Source organism: Novosphingobium sp. P6W (assembly GCF_000876675.2).
Lineage (GTDB): Bacteria > Pseudomonadota > Alphaproteobacteria > Sphingomonadales > Sphingomonadaceae > Novosphingobium.
The window spans coordinates 377,303-395,950 of record NZ_CP030353.1 but is presented as its reverse complement, the minus strand read 5'-3'; the positions used below and the strand labels follow the sequence as shown (position 1 = coordinate 395,950).

At 63.2% G+C, this 18,648-nt stretch carries 14 protein-coding genes and 1 pseudogene; 8 read left to right on the top strand and 7 right to left on the bottom strand.

What is annotated here, in order from left to right; all coding sequences use genetic code 11:
• Positions 1-460: 460 nt before the first annotated feature.
• Positions 461-679 carry a hypothetical protein gene (locus TQ38_RS30030; protein WP_162792284.1) on the bottom strand — a complete coding sequence of 73 codons (219 nt, stop codon included), beginning with the start codon at positions 677-679 and terminating at the stop codon, positions 461-463.
• A gap of 578 nt (positions 680-1,257) precedes the next feature.
• Between TQ38_RS30030 and TQ38_RS18155 the strand changes: the two genes are divergently transcribed.
• Positions 1,258-2,001 (top strand): Crp/Fnr family transcriptional regulator, encoded by a 744-nt coding sequence (locus tag TQ38_RS18155; RefSeq protein WP_162792283.1) that lies wholly within the window; start codon positions 1,258-1,260, stop codon positions 1,999-2,001.
• Positions 2,002-2,092: 91 nt separating this feature from the next.
• Positions 2,093-2,329 carry a hypothetical protein gene (locus TQ38_RS18150; RefSeq protein ID WP_043980281.1) on the top strand — a complete coding sequence of 79 codons (237 nt, stop codon included), beginning with the start codon at positions 2,093-2,095 and terminating at the stop codon, positions 2,327-2,329.
• 699 nt (positions 2,330-3,028) lie between these two features.
• Here the strand turns inward: TQ38_RS18150 and TQ38_RS18145 are convergent.
• Complete coding sequence (locus TQ38_RS18145) at positions 3,029-3,208, bottom strand: DUF3606 domain-containing protein (protein WP_043980282.1); 180 nt, start codon at positions 3,206-3,208, stop codon at positions 3,029-3,031.
• 160 nt (positions 3,209-3,368) lie between these two features.
• Here TQ38_RS18145 and ligD point away from each other — a divergent pair, with 160 nt between their 5' ends.
• The 4 genes from ligD (at position 3,369) to TQ38_RS18130 (ending at position 7,549) form a co-directional block, all read left to right on the top strand.
• Positions 3,369-5,249 carry a DNA ligase D gene (ligD, locus tag TQ38_RS18140; protein WP_082057984.1) on the top strand — a complete coding sequence of 627 codons (1,881 nt, stop codon included), beginning with the start codon at positions 3,369-3,371 and terminating at the stop codon, positions 5,247-5,249.
• Positions 5,246-6,058: an exodeoxyribonuclease III gene (gene xth, locus TQ38_RS18135; protein ID WP_043980284.1), complete on the top strand. Its 813-nt coding sequence runs from the start codon at positions 5,246-5,248 to the stop codon at positions 6,056-6,058. The genes ligD and xth overlap by 4 nt, the downstream gene beginning before the upstream one ends.
• On the top strand, positions 6,058-6,438 hold the full coding sequence (locus TQ38_RS30025; RefSeq protein ID WP_162792282.1) for a hypothetical protein: 381 nt from the start codon (positions 6,058-6,060) through the stop codon (positions 6,436-6,438). The genes xth and TQ38_RS30025 overlap by 1 nt, the downstream gene beginning before the upstream one ends.
• Positions 6,372-7,549, top strand: a protein-coding gene (locus tag TQ38_RS18130; protein WP_113941991.1) for an IS3 family transposase whose coding sequence is annotated in 2 segments (ribosomal slippage) — positions 6,372-6,636 and positions 6,636-7,549 — 1,179 coding nt in all. Because the reading frame shifts where the segments join, the coding sequence is not laid out codon by codon here. The genes TQ38_RS30025 and TQ38_RS18130 overlap by 67 nt, the downstream gene beginning before the upstream one ends.
• Positions 7,550-7,586: 37 nt before the next feature.
• Here TQ38_RS18130 and TQ38_RS18125 read toward each other — a convergent pair.
• Positions 7,587-7,882 (bottom strand): annotated as a pseudogene (locus TQ38_RS18125) (transposase); the annotation flags it as partial.
• An 816-nt stretch (positions 7,883-8,698) separates the two neighbouring features.
• On the opposite strand from TQ38_RS18125, the gene TQ38_RS18120 reads away from it, so the two are divergent.
• Positions 8,699-10,981 carry a TonB-dependent receptor gene (locus TQ38_RS18120; protein WP_043978260.1) on the top strand — a complete coding sequence of 761 codons (2,283 nt, stop codon included), beginning with the start codon at positions 8,699-8,701 and terminating at the stop codon, positions 10,979-10,981.
• 20 nt (positions 10,982-11,001) lie between these two features.
• Positions 11,002-12,474, top strand: a complete 1,473-nt coding sequence (locus TQ38_RS18115; protein ID WP_043978259.1) for an amidohydrolase — start codon at positions 11,002-11,004, stop codon at positions 12,472-12,474.
• Positions 12,475-12,562: 88 nt separating this feature from the next.
• Here the strand turns inward: TQ38_RS18115 and TQ38_RS18110 are convergent, their stop codons facing one another.
• From TQ38_RS18110 to TQ38_RS18095, 4 genes are all read right to left on the bottom strand, one after another.
• Complete coding sequence (locus TQ38_RS18110; protein WP_043978257.1) at positions 12,563-13,636, bottom strand: ABC transporter substrate-binding protein; 1,074 nt, start codon at positions 13,634-13,636, stop codon at positions 12,563-12,565.
• A gap of 17 nt (positions 13,637-13,653) precedes the next feature.
• Positions 13,654-15,030: an LLM class flavin-dependent oxidoreductase gene (locus TQ38_RS18105; protein WP_043978255.1), complete on the bottom strand. Its 1,377-nt coding sequence runs from the start codon at positions 15,028-15,030 to the stop codon at positions 13,654-13,656.
• Positions 15,030-17,264 carry a TonB-dependent receptor gene (locus tag TQ38_RS18100; RefSeq protein WP_052505906.1) on the bottom strand — a complete coding sequence of 745 codons (2,235 nt, stop codon included), beginning with the start codon at positions 17,262-17,264 and terminating at the stop codon, positions 15,030-15,032. The genes TQ38_RS18105 and TQ38_RS18100 overlap by 1 nt, the downstream gene beginning before the upstream one ends.
• 216 nt (positions 17,265-17,480) lie before the next feature.
• On the bottom strand, positions 17,481-18,611 hold the full coding sequence (locus tag TQ38_RS18095) for a sigma-54-dependent Fis family transcriptional regulator (protein WP_043978253.1): 1,131 nt from the start codon (positions 18,609-18,611) through the stop codon (positions 17,481-17,483).
• Between the last annotated feature and the right edge of the window lie 37 nt (positions 18,612-18,648).

Here is an 18,648-nt window from a genome sequence, read left to right as displayed (position 1 = left end):
CAAGTCCAGTGCGATCGATAAAGCACCGTTTGGCCTGGCAAGGCCCATCCAGGGTAATCGCAGGCAAAAGGCCGGCGGAGCATTCGCTCCGCCGGCAGTTGGTGGTCGGTCCGGCATGGACCGCCCTCCGGGTCGCCTCGGTAACGAGATGATGGCTCTCGCGAAGATCTGGTCAGGGCTTTAAGTCGAAGCGGGAATGCAATGGTCTTGCTGCTGCGAGAGGGTCAAAGCACCCCCGGACAGTTTTGCACTCGATGCCAGTCGGCGTTTCACACTGGCGGCGCGCCGCAGGCCGAGCCCATTGGCGCAAAATACTCGTCGAACCTGTGTTTCTGCTACGACGGTTTTACTGCGAAAGAGGCCAGGAAGTCAGCGTAGCGGCGCGAGTAGAGCTGGGCCCAGCTCCCGAGATTATCGATCTGCGCACGGGAACTCTCCATCACGGTGCTGGAAATGACATTCATGCGCTCCGCCGGGCCGGTTGCCGCCGACAACTTCCCGGTCGAGTTGAATATACGATCGAAACCGGATTGAGCCTGACTTGCAAATAGGTTCTGGCCGCCGAAGCCTGCTCGCTGATGGCATTGCGGGCCGCTTCGGCACGCTCGACAAAGCGCTCAACGCCCAAAAACGGCGAAAAACCGTGGCGCCAGTCGATGTTATGCTTGAACTCAGTCATCGGTCTCTCTTTTCCTTGAGGGCAAAACGGCCATACGCGACGCTCAAATGGACGCCGCGCGGAGCCACGGAGGATCAAATCGCTCTATTAGGGAGCACCATCGACGACCGCCCAGAAACGGCTCCTCAAGTGGTCGATCTCGTTTGGCGCTAGGCGCGCACGCGGCGGCTGCGTCAGTTCAGACCATGAACGGTGGGCAGGCCGCGGCAAATTAAGACCGGCGCGCCAGTTCTGCGGCGTCTCAAACATGTGCAGAAAATCCTTCGGTTAGTTCCGAATTGCCAGCACTGCTGGTTCGTCCAATCGGATTGGCCCCTTCTGTACCGCGCCTAAGCCCGGCTATACCCCTGCGACGGCTTCAGATATCGCAAGAGATCATGATTCGAGTAGTAAAAACAGTGTACGCTACCGCACCATCCCGGAACTAAACTTGGATCAATATTAAAAGGCCTCTTCAGCTGAGCCTATCGCAAGGTTGTTAGACCCGTTGTTAGAGGAACGTTGGCTTAGCTCAGTCGTTGCCCTTGTAAGACAAACGGAGAAGTTGTGATAAAAGTCTAAGCGGAGAGGAGATGCCCATGAAAGCCGAAACGAGCTTTGGCAAAACAACGAACTGGCTACTTCTGGGGATGGGAGCGCTGGAACGCCTGCGTTTGTGGCCCCTGTGCGCTCGGCGCCGATTGTCAGTCCGAACTCATCTCGAGCGTACGGGTTCAGCTCTTACCAGTATATGTTTCATAGAAAGCGGAGTGGTCTCAAGTCTCGAGACCGGTGATGTGCGCGACCCCATCGAGGTCGGCGTGGTCGGACGCGAGGGAATGATCGGCACCGCAGCCATTGCCAACCTGATACCCCAACGAGACGCTTTTGTTCAGATAGAAGGCGAGGCATTGTTCATCGAGATCGGCGATTTCCAGGACTGCGTCCGCTCCAGTGTCAATTTGCGTATGTACCTGTCTCGATACATTCAAGCCCAGATGGTGCAGATAAGTCTCGCAGCGAGCGCAGGGGTTCGTGCCAGTGTCCAGCAACGCTTGGCTCGCAAGTTGCTGATGTACCGTGACCGAACCGACACCGATGATCTTGCACTCACCCATGAAAGCATGTCGCTCATGCTCGGCGTGCGGCGCGCCAGCATCACCCATGCAGTCCACAATTTGGAGGCCAGTGCCTTTATCCGTGCGCAGCGAGGCATGATCACGATCAGGGACAGGCCTGGGCTGGAAGCATACTGCGGCCGATTTTACGGTGTCGCTGAAGCGCGATATACTGAGATCATGGGGACCACGCCGCAGCCAGCCAGGCTGCACATGCGAGCATGACGAGGAGCATGTCGGTTTCGTCAATCAAGGAACGCGGAACGACGGTCCGGTTATGTGGTTGAGTAAGCCTACCATCGAAAGGCAAACAGCTATGACCGAACCCACTAACCGCACCCATGAGGACAAAGCCCATCGCTACGACAAGGAGGAAGAGAGGCTGAATCCCGGATTGGTTACCGGCGGCACGCGCGGCGTGGGAGCCGCTCCGACGGATCAGCCGGGCGGCGAGGCGGCCAAGGAACATCCTCTCGACAGCACCGACGCAGAGCAGGCGGGAACTCGGCGCGATCCGAAGTTCAAGACCGAAGACGATCGCGGCCGACCCTAATTCCCCCGCGCACTGATCTCTTTCAAGGGGACGAATTTTGGACACCGACGGCCAGAACCGCATTCACGAGCACGGCCCGACCCCGCGCGATGGTGGCCCACCTAAGAAGTTGCCATACATAGCCATTGCCCTCGTCCTCATTTTCCTCGTCGCGATCGGCGTGGTCTGGATAGGGGGTGAGAGCCTAAAGCGCCCCGGCGTTGACCCAGGCTCAATTGATGCTCACCAGGCACCGGCCGATTGATGCGGTGCTGTTTCTAATATACCCGGCTTTAAGCACCAGCGGCTGCCTGGTTAGTCGGTGCCGGCAAAGAGCCGTCCGCAAGATCAGACAGGTTTGCCGGTGTTCAGCTGAGCACAGGGGCTGGCCGCGCCTTTCTCCGGCACCTTGTTGGATCAAAAGCACGCTGACTGGAGAGGCGGTATCCGGCTCTCCCCAATTCGGGCCCGCCGCGATCGCCATCGCTTGGATCTGTCCGACGGCCAGGGGTGCGATTGTCCTAGCTGTTACAGGAACACCGTCGCCGACAACGCGCCCAATCTGCGCTCAAGCTGATGCGCAGGTCAGGCACGGCACCGATATGCCAGAAATCATCCGCAGCTTATGACCAGCGAGGCCACAGGTTTATCAACAGGGCTTGGCGAGGCCCAGCCCGGCGTTTTCCGGGAATGGGCCGCAATTGCCCGCGACCGCGGCGGTCACTTGTTCTTCAGATGACGCTCTACTGCATCAGCGCTGTCGCCCACCGCCTTGACGGCAGCTGCGAGCTCGTTGCCACTGACGTTGAATTTCTTGGACCAGTACTCAACCTCATAATCCTCGCCGATGGCGATGCGCGAGGAATCCTGCGGCCCGCGAAGCTCCTTGTTGTCGGCCATGTCACTTCTCCTTGATCTGATAAGGTTACAACCAAAAAGTCGGCTCGATAGTTTCGCGCACGCACAGGGCACCGCTCTTTGTCTGCGCCAAAGCGACTCTGATCAGCGGTGGAACGTGTTTGCCCTGCGGATCATTCTCTTCAGGAAGGAGGATACCGTAATGGCCCGTTCGACCTCTGCGCGTAAATCCGCTGGCTCTGCGCCTCGCAAACAGAAGCGGCCTGGCCTTGCGCCTCCAGCGTTCCGCCCGGTGCAACTCGCCAAGCTGGTCGATTCGGTGCCCGCGGGGACGAACTGGCTTCACGAGATGAAGTACGACGGATACCGCGTCCTGCTTGCCGTCGGCATCGAGCGTGCCCGCGCCTATACGCGCTCGGGTCTCGACTGGTCCGATCGCTTCAGCCGCATCGTCGACGCCGCCGCAAGCCTGGGTGTCAAATCCGCGCTGATCGACGGCGAGGCCGTGGTCTTCGATGCGGACGGACGGTCAAACTTCCAGGCGCTGCAAGGTGCGCTCAAGGGGGCATCGGGCACGATCGATTTTATGGCCTTCGATCTGCTCGAACTCGATGGAGAAGATCTCACCCAGCGTCCGCTTACCGAACGCAAGGATCGGCTGAGAGCGATCCTGCCAGAAGACGGGGGCATCCTGCGCTATTCCGAGCACATCGTCGGCAGCGGCGAGAAGCTGCTGGGCAGCTTCTGCGATGCCGGACTCGAGGGGGTGATCTCCAAGCGAGCGGACGGCCGCTACATCGGGTCGCGGTCCGGAGGCTGGCTCAAGACCAAGTGCATCAAGCGCCAGGAGTTCGTTATCGTCGGCTGGACACCGTCGGACACATCCCGTGCCTTTCGCTCGCTGATGCTCGCAGTCCACGAAGAGGGCGTGCTGCGTTATGCCGGCAAGGTCGGTACCGGCTTCGGCAATGATGAGATCATGCGGCTGATGGGCATCATGAAGCCGCTCGAGCAAAAGGCACCGACGGTGAAAGCGCCGCGCTCAGAGGTCCGCGGCGCGCACTGGCTGGCGCCGAAACTCGTTGCGGAGATCGCCTATACCGAGATGACCAACGAAGGCACCTTGCGCCATCCTAGCTACCTTGGCCTACGCGAGGACAAGAAGGCTGAGGCCGTGGTTCTGGAGACCGAAGCGCCGGTCGCGAGCGCGGACGTTGCCGCTTCTGCCGTTGCGATCAGCAACCGGGACCGGGTGATCTTCCCGGAAAGCGGAATTACCAAGGGACAGCTGGCCGACTACTACGCCGCCGTCGTGCCCGTCATGCTGCCCTGGCTGGGCTCACGTCCGATCAGCCTGGTCCGCTGTCCGCAGGGCCGGGCCAAGAAGTGCTTCTTCCAGAAGCACGATGCCGGCAGCTTCGGCGAAGCCGTGCGCCAGGTCGGAATTCTCGAGAAAGACGGCCACACGGAGCCTTACCTGTACCTCGATACGCCGGACGGGTTGATGACCTGCGTGCAGATGGGGACCATCGAGTTTCATGGATGGGGTTCCAGGATCGAGGACGTGGAGAAGGCCGACCGCCTCGTCTTCGATCTCGACCCGGATGAGGGGCTCGACTTCGAGGCAGTGCGCAGCGCCGCCTTTCACTTTCGCGATATCCTCAAGTCTATTGGCCTCGAAACCTTTCCGATGGTGACGGGAGGAAAGGGGGTGCACGTCATCGCGCCGCTGGTGCCGCGCGCCCAGTGGCCGGAAGTGAAGGACTTTGCACACCGCCTCGCGCGCGCCGTGGCGCAGGCCGACCCGGAAAATTTCACAGCCGCTCTGCCGAAGGCCCAGCGCAAGGGCAGGATATTTGTCGATTACCTGCGCAACCAGCGCGGCGCCACCGCCGTGATGCCATACAGCGTGCGGGCAAGGCCGGACGCTCCGGTGGCAGTGCCCATCACCTGGAAGGAGATGGAGACGATCGACACGCCCGCGCATTTCCACATCGGTGATGCGGCAGAATTGCTCAACCGAGCGGGGTCTAAAGCCTTGGCAGGCTGGGGGCGCGCCGATCAGGAGCTGCCCGACCTGTGAAGATCGCGACATACAACGTCAACGGCGTCAACGGCCGTCTGCCGGTGCTGCTGCGCTGGATGGAGGAGGCCGAGCCCGAGATTGTCTGCCTTCAGGAACTGAAGGCACTGGACGAGAAATTTCCAGAGCATGCTATTCGCGACCTGGGCTATGATGCGATCTGGCAAGGCCAGAAAAGCTGGAACGGCGTAGCAATCCTCAGCCGCGTCGGCGAAATCCATGAGACCCGGCGAGGGCTGCCAGGCGATCCGGATGATACCCACAGTCGCTACATCGAGGCTGCCGTGAACGGCATCCTTATCGGCGGCCTGTACCTGCCCAATGGCAATCCGCGCCCCGGCCCCAAGTTCGACTACAAGCTGCGCTGGTTCGAGCGCTTGCACGAGCATCTCGCTGGTCTCGTCGCTTTGGATGCACCGGTGGTCATCGCCGGCGATTACAACGTGATGCCCACGGCCCAGGACGTGTATAAGCCCGAGCGCTGGCTCGACGACGCGCTTTTCGCGCCGGAAGTGCGCGAAGCCTACGCCCGCCTGCTGGACCAGGGCTGGACTGACGCCCTGCGCCATCTGCATCCCCATGAGACGATCTATACTTTCTGGAAATACTGGCGCGGCGCCTTCGAGCGCGATGCCGGTCTTCGCATCGATCATCTTCTGCTCAATGGTCCCGCCGCCAGGCGCCTCGTGGCAGGCGAGGTCGATCGCGCGCCGCGCGGATGGGAGAAGACCAGCGATCACGCACCGGTCTGGATCGAGCTCGCCGACAAGCCTGTGCGCAGACGCCGCAAAACCAAGGAAGACACTTGATGGAAACGAACCAGTTCCTGCTCGATGAAAATGGCTGGGTGCCCAACAACCCTTATCTTCCGGTCGTCTTCTATCGCCAAGCTGTTACCGATCAGACGGATGTTGCCGCCGCGTTCGAAGCGCTGTTCAGGGGCAATGGCTGGCCGCCGCAGTGGTGCGACACCGTGTTCGACTATCATCACTACCATTCCACGGCGCACGAAGTTCTCGGCGTGGCTATCGGCGTGGCGCGGCTCGTGCTTGGCGGGACTGATCTGTCCCCCGCTGAGTGGCCCAGAGACTATGATAGTCTGGACCATGAAAGAGGCATTGAATGCCGAGCAAGAAGCACAAGTCGGAAGAGATCATCGGCAAGCTGCGTGAAGTTGAGATTGTGCTAGCGCAGGGAGCCTCGACTGCCGAGGCATGCCGGCGGATCGCGGTCAGCGAGCAGACCTATTATCGGTGGCGCAAGGAGTATGGCGGCCTGAAGACCGATCAGGCGCGGCGGATGAAGGATCTGGAGAAGGAGAACCAGCGGCTGCGCCGGGCGATCTCGGACCTGACGCTGGACAAGCTGATCCTGCAGGAGGCTGCACGGGGAAACTTCTGAGCCCCGCGCGGCGGCGGCGCTGCATCGATCAGGTACGACGGGATCTGCCAGTCCGGGTATCCGAGCGACGGATATGCCGGGTGCTGGGTCAGCATCGATCGACGCAGCGCAAGATGCCGCGCGGGGCAGATGACGAACAGGCACTGACCGAGGACATCATTGCATTGGCGAAGCAATATGGTCGTTACGGCTACCGCCGGGTCACGGCGTTGCTGTGCCATGCAGGGTGGACGGTGAACCATAAACGTGTCGAGCGGATATGGCGGCGTGAAGGACTGAAAGTCCCGCAGCGCCAGCCAAAGCGCGGGCGTCTATGGCTCAATGACGGATCCTGCATCCGCCTGCGGCCGGAATATCCGGGACATGTATGGGCCTACGACTTCGTCGAAGGGCGCACGCATGATGGCCGCAAGTTCCGCATCCTGACCATCATCGATGAGGCCAGCCGGGAGTGCCTGGCGCTCGTCGTGGCGCGTCGGCTCAGGCATGAGGATGTTCTGGCGGCCTTAGCCGCCCTGTTCATCTCGCGCGGCCCTCCGGCACATATACGGTCCGATAATGGCAGCGAATTTATCGCGACCGCCGTCCAGCAATGGCTGGGGCAGATCGGCGTGAAGACGCTCTACATCACGCCGGGATCACCATGGGAGAATGGCTATAACGAAAGCTTCAACGGGTCGCTTCGCGACGAACTGCTCAACGGCGAGATCTTCTACAGCCTCGCCGAAGCCAAGGTGCTGATCGAAGCTTGGCGGCGGCATTACAACACCGTCCGCCCGCATAGCAGTCTGGGATACCGACCACCGGCACCGGAAACGGCGACACCGCCATATCCGGCCTCCGGTTCCGCTCCGCTCCACCTCCGACCGGATATGGCGGCGATGGGCTTAATCCACTAACAAACCAAACGGTCCACTCGGTGGGGGCAGATCAGTCACGATGCTCGGCAACAAATGCGTATCTCACTTTGCATCCCTGGCGAAATACGCTGTGGCTTTTTTTTAGTATATCGCGCTCCTTGGTCACCCGGGCAGCTCGCGCTTCAACTGGCGGATCTCGGCATCCTTGCTGGCATCGCCAGACACCACCTTCGCCAGTTGCCGCTTCCATGCGTACAGCGAATGTTGACTGACGCCGAGCCGTTCAGAAAACTTCGCTACCGGATACCCACGTTCGGTGATCTGGGCCACCGCATTACGCTTGAACTCATCGCTGAAATTAGGCTTCCCCATCGTCGTCTCCTGTCCTCAAAATTAAGATAAAAGGCGTCCAGAAATCTAGGGGCTACTCAAGGCACGCAAGACGATCTAGACTGACTTCCGGCTTCGGGTCTTCGGAGCCATGGCGGCAGCTATCCTATATCATATATCAGACTAGGCCTCTTTTGTGGCAGGCTTTGGAGGCGCTTGGGGCTGCCGGCGCTACATTGAAACTGTGGCTGCGCGGACTTCGCGGAAGGCGGTTTGTCGCATTTATTTTGCGTACTGACGCATTAGACGGACAAAAAGGGTATCGTGAGGGGTGCGCGCTCAGATTTGAACAAAATATCTTTATAAAACATAAATTTAATTGTGTAATGGTCATTGTGTGGTTGCTGCCCCCGCAACCAATCTTAACAACAACACACCAACCATCCATCACACCCCGCAAGCACAAGCTCGCGGGGCAATCCGCGTTCGCTATTGCCCATAGCGGCGCCCGCCTGGGCGCGGCCCTCGCAAACACAAATACTCCACTGCACCAGCAGAGAAATGCATCCCCGCCCGCGCGGGGATGACGATCAGGTGCGCGGAAACCCGTGCCGTATCCCGGGCGCAGAATTGGCTGTCACTGCACTATCGGCAGCTGTCACAGCCCGATTTGACAGTCCGTTTCGGACACGCGCCCCCAATGCGCGCTTTTGCTGCAATCTCCGCAACATATCGCATTTTACGCAGTAGCGATGGCTGGCAATGACCAGCGCGTCGGACGACGAACCATCGTTTTGGGGGCGGAGGGCGTTGGCATGGTTCTTGTTAGGAAATCCCCGCATATCATTAGGGGGATCCATGACCAAGTATTTGAATGTCGCCGTTGCCGCCACGCTCGGCAGTGTCCTTGTTTCCGGTTTTGGCGCAAATGCGGTGGCAGCGGAAGACGCGGCCGAAAGTGCATCCGGGGCTGGAAGCGGCGGCGGCGCAGAGATTGTGGTTACCTCGCTCAAGCGCGCGGTCAGGTTGCAGGATGCGCCTGCCAGCATCACTTCGATCTCGGACGACACGCTGCGTTCGGCGAACATCGATTCCGCCAACGACTTGGTCCGCGCGGTGCCCAGTCTCACCATCACCGATGCGGGGCCGGGCCAGCGGCGCATCACCTTGCGCGGCATCCGCAGTGCGGGTGACGCGCAAGTGGGCATCTATTACGACGAGACTCCGGTTGCCGGCCCGCCCGGCACCACCAGCGATCCGGGCGGCAGCCAGTCGGACTTCAAGCTGTTCGATCTCGAACGCATCGAAGTTCTGCGCGGGCCGCAGGGCACGCTCTACGGCGCTGGCGCGGTGGGCGGCACGATCCGCCTTGTTACTCGCAAGCCGGACTCCGAGTTCGGCGGCCATATCGATGTCGGCGCCACCACCACCGAAGGCGGCGGCGAGGGCTACCAGCTCAACGCTGCGCTCAATGTGCCGATCGTCAAGGACCTGCTGGCAGTGCGCAGCGTCTATTTCCGGCGGCAGAGCGATGGCTGGGTCTACAATCCGGGCCTGGGCCTAAAGGGCATCAATTCGGAACGCAGCGACGGTGGCCGCATTCTGGTGCGCTTCACCCCGGCGCCGTGGCTGACGATCGATGGCGGGGCGCACTTCCTCTACACCGAGGGCGGCGCCAGCACCTGGTCGCCGAGCGCCGGCAAGTACAACGCGGTCAACGCATCGCAGGTGCCCTATGAGGACAAGCAGCGCCTCTACAGTCTGTCCGCCCATGCCGACCTGGGCTTTGCCGAACTCGTCGCAACGTCAAGCTACCAGGACCGCGACACGCTGGTGACGCGTGATCCGACACCTCTGTTCAACAGCTTCCGTACGGCTTCGGGCTGCGCCACGCACTTCACCGGGGCGGTTTGCGCCACTCCGGCCGGTTTCGCTGCGTACAACCGCTACGTGGATGGCCTTACGCCGGTCATCTATTATCAGCCGCAATCGGTCACCGACTGGACCAACGAATTGCGCCTGCAGTCCACCGGCAACTCGTGGTTGCAGTGGACCGTCGGAGGTTTCTACGAGGATCGCGACGCCAAGGTGCTTTCCGAAGCGCGTCGCACCAATGCCTCCGACGGGTCGCAGGTAGAAGGCGCGGCGCCGCTGCTGCAGCGCCGCGTCGTAGACCACCTCAAGCAGAAGGCGGTGTTCGGCGAGATCGCCATTACCCCGGTCGAGGGGCTGACCCTGACCGGCGGGGGGCGCTACTACAGCTACGACAAGATCGTGGGCGGCGACACCACGATCGGCCTGGACATCCTGCGGACCCGCGTGACGCCCTTCGCTACTTACAAGACCAAGAATAACGGCTGGCTGTACAAGGGCAACGTCAGCTGGAAGCTGGCCAGCAACGTCCTCGTATACGGTCAGGTGGCGACCGGGTATCGGCCCGGCGGCGTCAACCAGGTACTGGGCCTTGCACAGGCGCTGGCTTATAGCCCCGACAAGCTGACTACGTATGAAGGCGGTATCAAGACCTCCTTCGGCGGTGATGCGCTGATCCTTAACCTGAGCGGCTACATCACCGACTGGTCGGACATGCAGGTCAGCATCAACAGCGGCAGCTTCCTCTACTTGGGCAATGCCGGTGCGGCGCGGATCAAGGGCATCGAGGCGGAAGCCACGCTGAACCCGACGCGCGGACTGACGGTCAACGTCAATGCCGCCTTCACCGACGCCAAGCTGACCGAGGACCAGGTGCCCGACGGCGTCACCCCGCTCGCCTCGACCGCGCGGCGCGGCGACAAGATCCCGTTCATCGCGCCGCACACGATCAGCTTCGCCGGCCAATACGAATGGGCGCTCGGTTCGGGAGGCTGGAACGGGCTGGTGCGCGCAGACCTGGCCTACGTCGGTGGCTCACGCGCGGATTTCCGTCCGACTTCGACCAGCTATCGCAAGGTCGGCGACTATGCTCTGGCGAACGCCCGTATCGGCGCGCGGGGTGAGCGGTACGGCGTGTTCTTCTACGTCAGCAACCTGTTCGACAAGGCCGGGCGTACCTCTGCCGGCAACACGCTGGGCGGGCTTACCGAAACCGTCACCACTATCCAGCCCCGCACTTACGGCATCAACCTGACCAGCTCGTTCTGAGCGGCACGGAGACTTCGATCATGAAATATCACCTTCTGACGTGTGCCGCGCTGGGCGTCCTCGCTTTCGCGGCGGCACCGCTGGCGCGGGCCGAGGCGCTGTCCGACAAGGACACCGCCGCGATCATCGCCGGGATCGACGCGCGCAAAGGCCAGCTTGCAACCAATGCCCGTAAAATCTGGGAATGGGGCGAAATCGGCTTCCACGAGGACCAGAGTTCGGCGCTGCTCCAGCAGCAACTCAAGGCTGCGGGCTTTCGCGTGGAGGCCGGCACGGACGGCATGCCAACGGCCTTTACGGCCACCTACGGCAATACCGGGCCGGTGATCGCGCTCCTTTCGGAATACGATGCCCTGCCGGGACTGTCGCAGACCGACCAGCCGGTTGAGCAATCGCGGGGCGGCCTGGCCGGCCATGCCTGCGGGCATAACCTGCTGGGCACCGCATCGGTGGAAGCCGCGATCGCGCTGGCGAAATGGCTGAAGGCAAGCGGTACACCGGGCACCGCGCGCCTTTACGGCACCCCCGCCGAGGAAGGCGGCTTCGCCAAGGTCTATCTGGTGCGGGATGGCTTTTTCAAGGACGTGGACGCGGTGCTGAGCTGGCACCCGAGCAGCGCCAACGGGGCTTCGCAGGGCCAACTCCTGTCGATGGTGACGGCCAAGTTCCGCTTTACCGGCGTCGCCTCTCACGCGGCGGCAGCGCCGGAACGCGGCCGCTCCGCACTGGACGGGGTAGAAATCCAGAACGTCGCGGTGAATTATCTGCGCGAACACATCCCCTCGGACGCGCGGGTCCATTACACGATCATGGATGGCGGCGATCAGCCCAACATCGTGCCTGCCCATGCCGAGAGCTTCTACTACGTGCGCCATTACGACCCGGCGGTGGTGCGCGATGTGTTTGAACGCGTCGTAAAGGCGGGCGAGGGCGCCGCGCTCGCCACCGGGACCAAGTTTGACTACGAGATCATCGGTGGCAGCTTCGGCACCTTGCCCAATGACACGCTGGGCAAGGTAGTCGATACCAGCCTGCGCCGGGTGGGCGGGTACAGCTACACGCCCGAGCAGCAGCGTTACGCCGATGCCATCGCCAAGACGCTGCCCAAGGGCGCTGAAAAAGGCGGGCCATCGGACATCGGGGCCTACGATTTCGGGCGCAAGGGGTCGGCCTCGTCCGATGTCGGCGATATCAGCTGGGTGGTTCCCACCGCCAGCCTCGGCACAGCGACCTGGGTGCCGGGAACCGCGCCGCATAGCTGGCAGGCGGCTTCGGCCAGCGGCACGTCGATCGGCGTGGAAGGCGCGGAAGTGGCGGCCAAGACGCTGGCGCTCTCGGGCGCGCAGCTATTCCTGAACCCCGACAAGTTGCGTGATGCCAAGGCGGAACTCAAGCGCAGCCAGGGCGCCGACTTCAAGTATGTGCCGCTGGTCGGCAACCGTAAGCCGCCGCTGGATTATGCGCGCAGCGCGCTGCCGGCGGGGCGGAAGTAACCCAAACCCCCGCCGTCCGGTGGGCGGCGGGGGTTTGGTAAAACACGAAAGGTCGTGGCCCCGAATCTAGTCCGGGGCCACGATTACATCAGCCTCGCAGCCGTTCGTAGGCGGCTGCCAGCGGGCGCGGATCGACCCAATCGGCCAGCGGGAAATCACGCTCCAGGAAGCCGAACAGGCCCAGCGCTTTCTTCTGCTGGTCGAACAGCGCCAGGCGATCGGTGTCCAGCGTGGGGTGCAGGGTCTTGTGGAAGTCTGCGCCGTAGGCCTGCGTCACCGCTTCCACGCTCCCGCGCGTTTCGAACTGCAGGACTTCGTGCACGCGCTCGACGTTCTGCGCGGCCCAGTCGGCGGCGCGCAGGGTGGCTTCGAGGAAGCGCACGAGATAATCGAAATGGTTGTCGATCAGGCTCTGGTGGACGGTGATCGGCCGGGGCGTGCCGTTGTTCACGCGCGAGGCGCGGTCGGGCAGGGCATCGAGGTTGATGCCGACGACGACGCCGGCTTCGCGCGCGCCATCGAGCGCCGAGGCACCCTTGACGTAGACCGCGTCTACCTCGCCCGCTGCCAGGGCGTGGATCGCCCAGAGACGGTTGATCGAGGTGCGTCCCGGTTCGCTGTCGCGGCCCGCGCCGCCGATGTTGCGGATCGTGCCGTCGACCTCGACCAGATCGACGTCATCGAAGGTCAGCCCGCCGGCGTGCAACGCGCCCTTGTAACCCAGCAGCGACATGCCGCGCGAAATGCTGGTTCCGCGCAGGTGGCTGGGAATCTCATGGTCGGTCCAGCCGGGCAGGGCCAGGCGCTTGCCCTTGAGGTGCGCCGGTTCGGTAATGCCGCTGTCCGGGCGGACGAGGATGACCTGGCTTTCCTCGATCCAGGTGAGACCGACCAGCTTGGTCGGCTCGCCCTGCGCGCGCGCGGCGAAGGCGAGGATATTGCCGCCTTCGCGGATCAGGGTGGGCAGGCGGTGATCGTAATGGTGCAGCGCGTTCTCGGCCGTGGATTCCTGGAGCGTGCGCACCGGCACCCCATCGGCCGCGAATTCTTCGTCCAGCCAGCCCAGCTTGTAGGCAAGGCCCGTCGCGGTCGGCACCGGGCAGCGGGTGAACCAGATTTCGCTGGGAGCCGTCGAGGCGGGGGCGGCGGTTTGGGTAGCCATGCGGGAAATCCTTTCGATCAGACGGCGAGGTCGGCCGGGGCCGGGGCAGGGGTGCGGTGATGCTGGTTGACGGGCCGGTCGAGGCCGAGGTTTTCGCGCAGCGTGCGGCCTTCGTACTCGGTGCGGAAAATGCCGCGCTTCTGCAGTTCGGGGACGACGAGGTCGACGAAGTCCTCAAGGAAGCCGGGGTTCAGCGGCGGGATCAGGTTGAAGCCGTCCACCACGCCTTGCGTAAACCAGTCCTCGATCTGGTCCGCGACCTGTGTCGGCGTGCCGATGGCGATGCGGTGGCCGCGCACGACGTTGTAGCGCAGCACAAGCTGGCGCAATGTCAGGTTCTCACGCTTGCCGAGGCGAACGATCTGTTCCCAGCGGCCCTTGCCGTTTTCGGGCACCGGGTAATCATCGGGAAGCGGCGCGTCGAGGGGCAAGTGGCTGACATCCTCGCCGATCAGTTCGATCGGGCCGGTGAGGTCGACCTTCTGCTGCAGCGCTTCGAATTTTTCGCGGGCTTCTGATTCGGTGGCGCCGATCGAGAACGACAGGCCGGGCGTGACCTTGAGCTGGTCCTGCGCACGGCCGTAGGCGGGCAGGCGGGCCTTGACGTCGTCGTAATAATCGCGCGCGTCTTCCACGAACTGCGCGGCGGCATAGATCATCTCGGCGTGCTGGGCAGCGAAGTCGCGGCCGGTTTCGGAATTGCCCGCCTGGACGAAGACCGGATACCCCTGGACGGGGCGGGCCACGTCGAGGATCGATTCCGAATGGAAATGGCGTCCGTGGTGGGAGACCGGGTGGACGCTGGCCGGATCGAGGTAATGCCCGGCGGCCTTGTCCGGATGGTCGAAGGCGCCGTCGTCCCAGCTGTCCCACAGCTTCTTGGCCAAGGCGATGAATTCGGCCGCGCGTTCGTAGCGGCCGGCGTGGTCCAGCGGACTATCGACGCCGAAGGTGCGGATCGAACCGGGCGACAGCGAGGACACCACGTTCCACCCCACCCGTCCACCGCTCAGGTGGTCGATCGAGGCCATCTGCCGCGCCAGCGTATAGGGATTGGCGAAGTTGGTGTTGACCGTGGCGATCAGGCCGATGTTGCGGGTCGTCACGGCCAGCGCGGAGATCAGGCTGAGCGGTTCAAAGCCGCCGCCGGCGGGGCGGCGCTCCACCCCGCGCACGTCGTCGGCCGCCATGCCCACGAAGTCGGCGAAGAACACCGAGTCCAGCTTGCCGCGCTCCGCCGTCTGCGCGAGGCGCAGCCAATAGGCGAAGTCGGGATCGCCGCCGCCGGGCGAACCCGGCAGTCGCCACGATCCCGGATGATGCCCGTGCCGCGTCAGGAAAACGCCGAGGACGAGTTGGCGCCTACGTTCGGCGTGTGCGTCGCGGCCCGGCATCAGAAGCTCACCGAAACGGCGCCGCCCCAGACGCGCGGCTCGATGATGTACTTGATGAAACCGAAGTTCGCGGACGGGATGATCGTCGAGGCGGCGTGGCTGTTGGTCAGGTTGCGCGCGAAGACCGACAGCTTGACGTCATTCGGCAGCTTCCAGGCCAGCGAGGCATTGCCGAGCCACTTGGGGTCCTGTTCCAGCGGCGCGGCCTGGGTGCCGGCGTTGAAGTAGAGGTGCGAGCGGTAGGACCAGTTGGTTTCGGCCACGATCTGGTGGCCGTTGCCCACTTCCAGCGTGTATTCGCCGCTGACGCTGGCAGTGACGTGCGGCGCGCGCACGAACTGGTTGCCCGAGCAATCGACCCCGGACTTGCAGTTGGGGAACGAGGTGTACTTGGTATCGAGCAGGCCCAGCGTACCCCACAGCCGCAGCGCATCGACCGGACGTGCGGTGATGACCGCCTCGGCGCCCTTCGACCAGCCCTTGCCGGCGTTCGAAAGCTGGCTGAGCGGCAGTTGGATCACGGTGACCTGGATGTCGGAATAGTCGTTGTAGAACGCCGCGAGGTTGGCGGTCAGGCGCCCGCCGAACCATTCGGACTTGATGCCCACTTCGTAGCTTTTGACGAATTCGGGATCGACCGTCGCGACCTGGGTCTGCAGCGTCGCGCCGGTGTTGAAGCCGCCCGAGCGGAAGCCCTTGGCGTAGCGGGCATAGACGTTGAGGTCTGTCGTGACGTTGTACTTCGCGGTCGCGTCATACGTAAACGCGCGCCAGTTGCGCTTGGTATCCTGCACCGCGCGGGTGGCGATGGCGCTGCCGGTCACCGAATTGCGCGACCAGAACGCGACCGTGTCGAGATAGGTCAGGGTGCCGGCGCCGCCGGCCGCGGTGCCGATCGTGTCGAGATCGATCGCCTTGTCTTCCCAGGTGTAGCGGCCGCCGACGATGATTTCGAGATTGTCGATCGGCTCATAGGTGACATTGGCGAAGAGGCCATAGCTGTTGTTGCTCTGGACGAACTGCGTGTTGGTCCAGCTTGGGCGCAGGCCGACGGTGTTGGGGAGCAGGGCGGTGGCGGCCTCGGAATCCAGCTTCTCGTAATAGTAGTGCGCGCCGACGATCCACTTCAGGCGGCCTTCGTCGGGAGAGGCGAGGCGCAGTTCCTGGTTGAACGCCTTGGCGTCGAGGCTGCTGTAAGTGTGGGTGCCTTCGTGGTTGACCTGTGTGCCCAGTTCGGAGCGGTGCTTGAACTCGTTGTAGCCGGTGATCGAGGTGAGGTGCAGGTCGCCCACGTCCCAGTCCAGGTTGAGCTGCACGCCGCGCTGGCGCAGGTCCTGGCCGCTGTTGCCGAAGGACGAATTGTTCTTGTAGCTCTTCGGGATCGGGAAGCCGGCGGGGTCGGTGGTGCCAAGGCCCTGGTAGATGATGTCGCCGGTGTTCTTGTAGTCGCGGTACTGCACCCGCAGCAGCGCCTCAAAGGTGTCGGTCGGCTTGGCGAGGATGGAGAAGCGTGCCGCCGCCTCGCGGTTCTTGCCCATGGGGGAGCCGTCGTGGCGGTTCTTGGTGAAACCGTCGTCGTCGCGGAAATGGCCGGCGAAGCGTACGGCTACCTTGTCGCTGAGCGGGCCGCCCCAGGCGCCTTCGAGCAAGGTGGAGCCATAGCTGCCATATTCGGCGCGGGCATAACCGCTGGCGTCGAAGGAGGGCTTGCGCGAGATGAAGTTGACTGCGCCCGCAGTGGTGTTCTTGCCCCACAGCGTGCCTTGCGGGCCGGAAAGCACCTCTACCCGTTCGAGATCGAAGATCGGGAAGGCCTGCGCGACGGGAATGCCGACGTAGACTTCGTCCTGGTAGATGCCGACCGGGCTGGTCTGGCCGTTACCGGGGACCGAGTTGCCGATGCCGCGCAAGTACCAGCGCGGCGTCAGGTTGCCGACCGAGGTGTCGGCGCTAAAGCTGGGAACAAAGCGCGAGATGTCGCTGGCGCGGGTTATCAGGCGGTCGCGAAGGGCGTCTCCGCCCAGCGCCACGACCGATGCGGGCACGTCCTGCACGCTCTGGCTGCGCTTTTGTGCGGTGACCAGGATGACGTCGCCGCTGCCGCCGGCATCTGCGGCGTCGTCGGCCGGTGCTTCGGCGTGGGCCTGGCCCGCCAGCGACAGCGCAAGCGCCAAGGCGCTGGCCGCGCCCAGACGGCGAATGGCGGGGAAACGATGGGGCGCCGTGAATGCCATGACTTGCTCTGTCCTCGATTACGCGATCTGTAAGAGGAGCGGGCGCCTGATAGCCGTTCGGCGCCGCTCTTCATCGCCTACAGGAGCAAGCGGCGTGCCAAGGTTGGAAAATCACGCCGAAAAGGCGATCTGGCTTCAAAGGATGGGAGGGACTGCACAAATCCACGCAGCCAAAGTGCGGATCTGGATGGCGTTCTGCGCTTTTGGGCGCAGGTTTCAGATCAGGCCGAAATTCTTGAGATGGGTGCGCAGCACGCTGCGCGTTACCCCCAGCGCGGTAGCGGTGCGGATCTGGTTGCCCTCGTAACGCGAGAACGCGATGCGCACGACGCTTTCGATGGTGCGATCCAGCAGCGTGCCCTGCTTTTCTTCGAGGAAACGCGCGACCAGCGGCATAAGCCGGTCTTCCATGACTGCATCCTCTGCCGCGGAAGGCAAGGCGGCGGCCTCGATCGGCGTGGCCGCTGTCGGCGGCGGGGCGAGCTGGCGCGCGTCCATGGCGTGCAGGGCAAGATCGTCGGCAGTGATCTGGCCATCGATGCAGGTCAGCGTGGCGCGCACGATCGCGTTTTCCAGCTCGCGGATGTTGCCCGGCCAGGCGTGGGCGAAAAGTACTTCCTCCGCCCGAGCGGTGAGCTGGAGGCGTCCCGCGCCCATCTTCGAGCCGTGCAGTTCGAGGAAGTGGCGCGCCAGCGGGAGGATGTCGGCGCGGCGTTCGCGCAAGGGCAGGATCGGCAGCGACACCACGTTGAGGCGATAGAACAGGTCTTCGCGAAAGCGCCCCTCGGCGACGGCACGGGCAAGGTCGACGTTGGTAGCGGCGATCAGCCGGACGTCGAGCGCGATGGCCTTGCGCGAGCCGAGGCGCACGACTTCGCGTTCCTGAAGGATACGCAGCAGTTTGACCTGAAGCGCGTGCGGCAGATCGCCGACCTCGTCGAGGAACAGGGTTCCGCCGTTTGCCGCCTCGAACCAGCCGGCGCGGGCGTCCATGGCGCCGGTGAAGGCCCCGCGCTCATGGCCGAACAGTTCGGATTCGATCAGGGCCTCGGAGAAGGCACCGCAGTTTACGGCGATGAACGGGCCGTCGCGGCGATGGCTGAGCGCATGGACATAACGCGCGACCAATTCCTTGCCGGTGCCGGTTTCGCCGGCGATCAGCACGGTCGCGTCGCTGGGCGCGGTACGCTCGATCATGGGCACCATCGCCCGCGATCGCGGATCGGAAAACACGAAGGCCCGCGCCCGGATGGCCGGGATCGTGGGGTTGTTCGGGTCGAGCGACAGGATGGTCCTGTTTGCATGACCTGCCGCCGGTCCGGCTATCCGTTCTTTCGCCAACGCCATGGTCGTGTCTCCCTGCCGTCACTATGCCCACAGACTC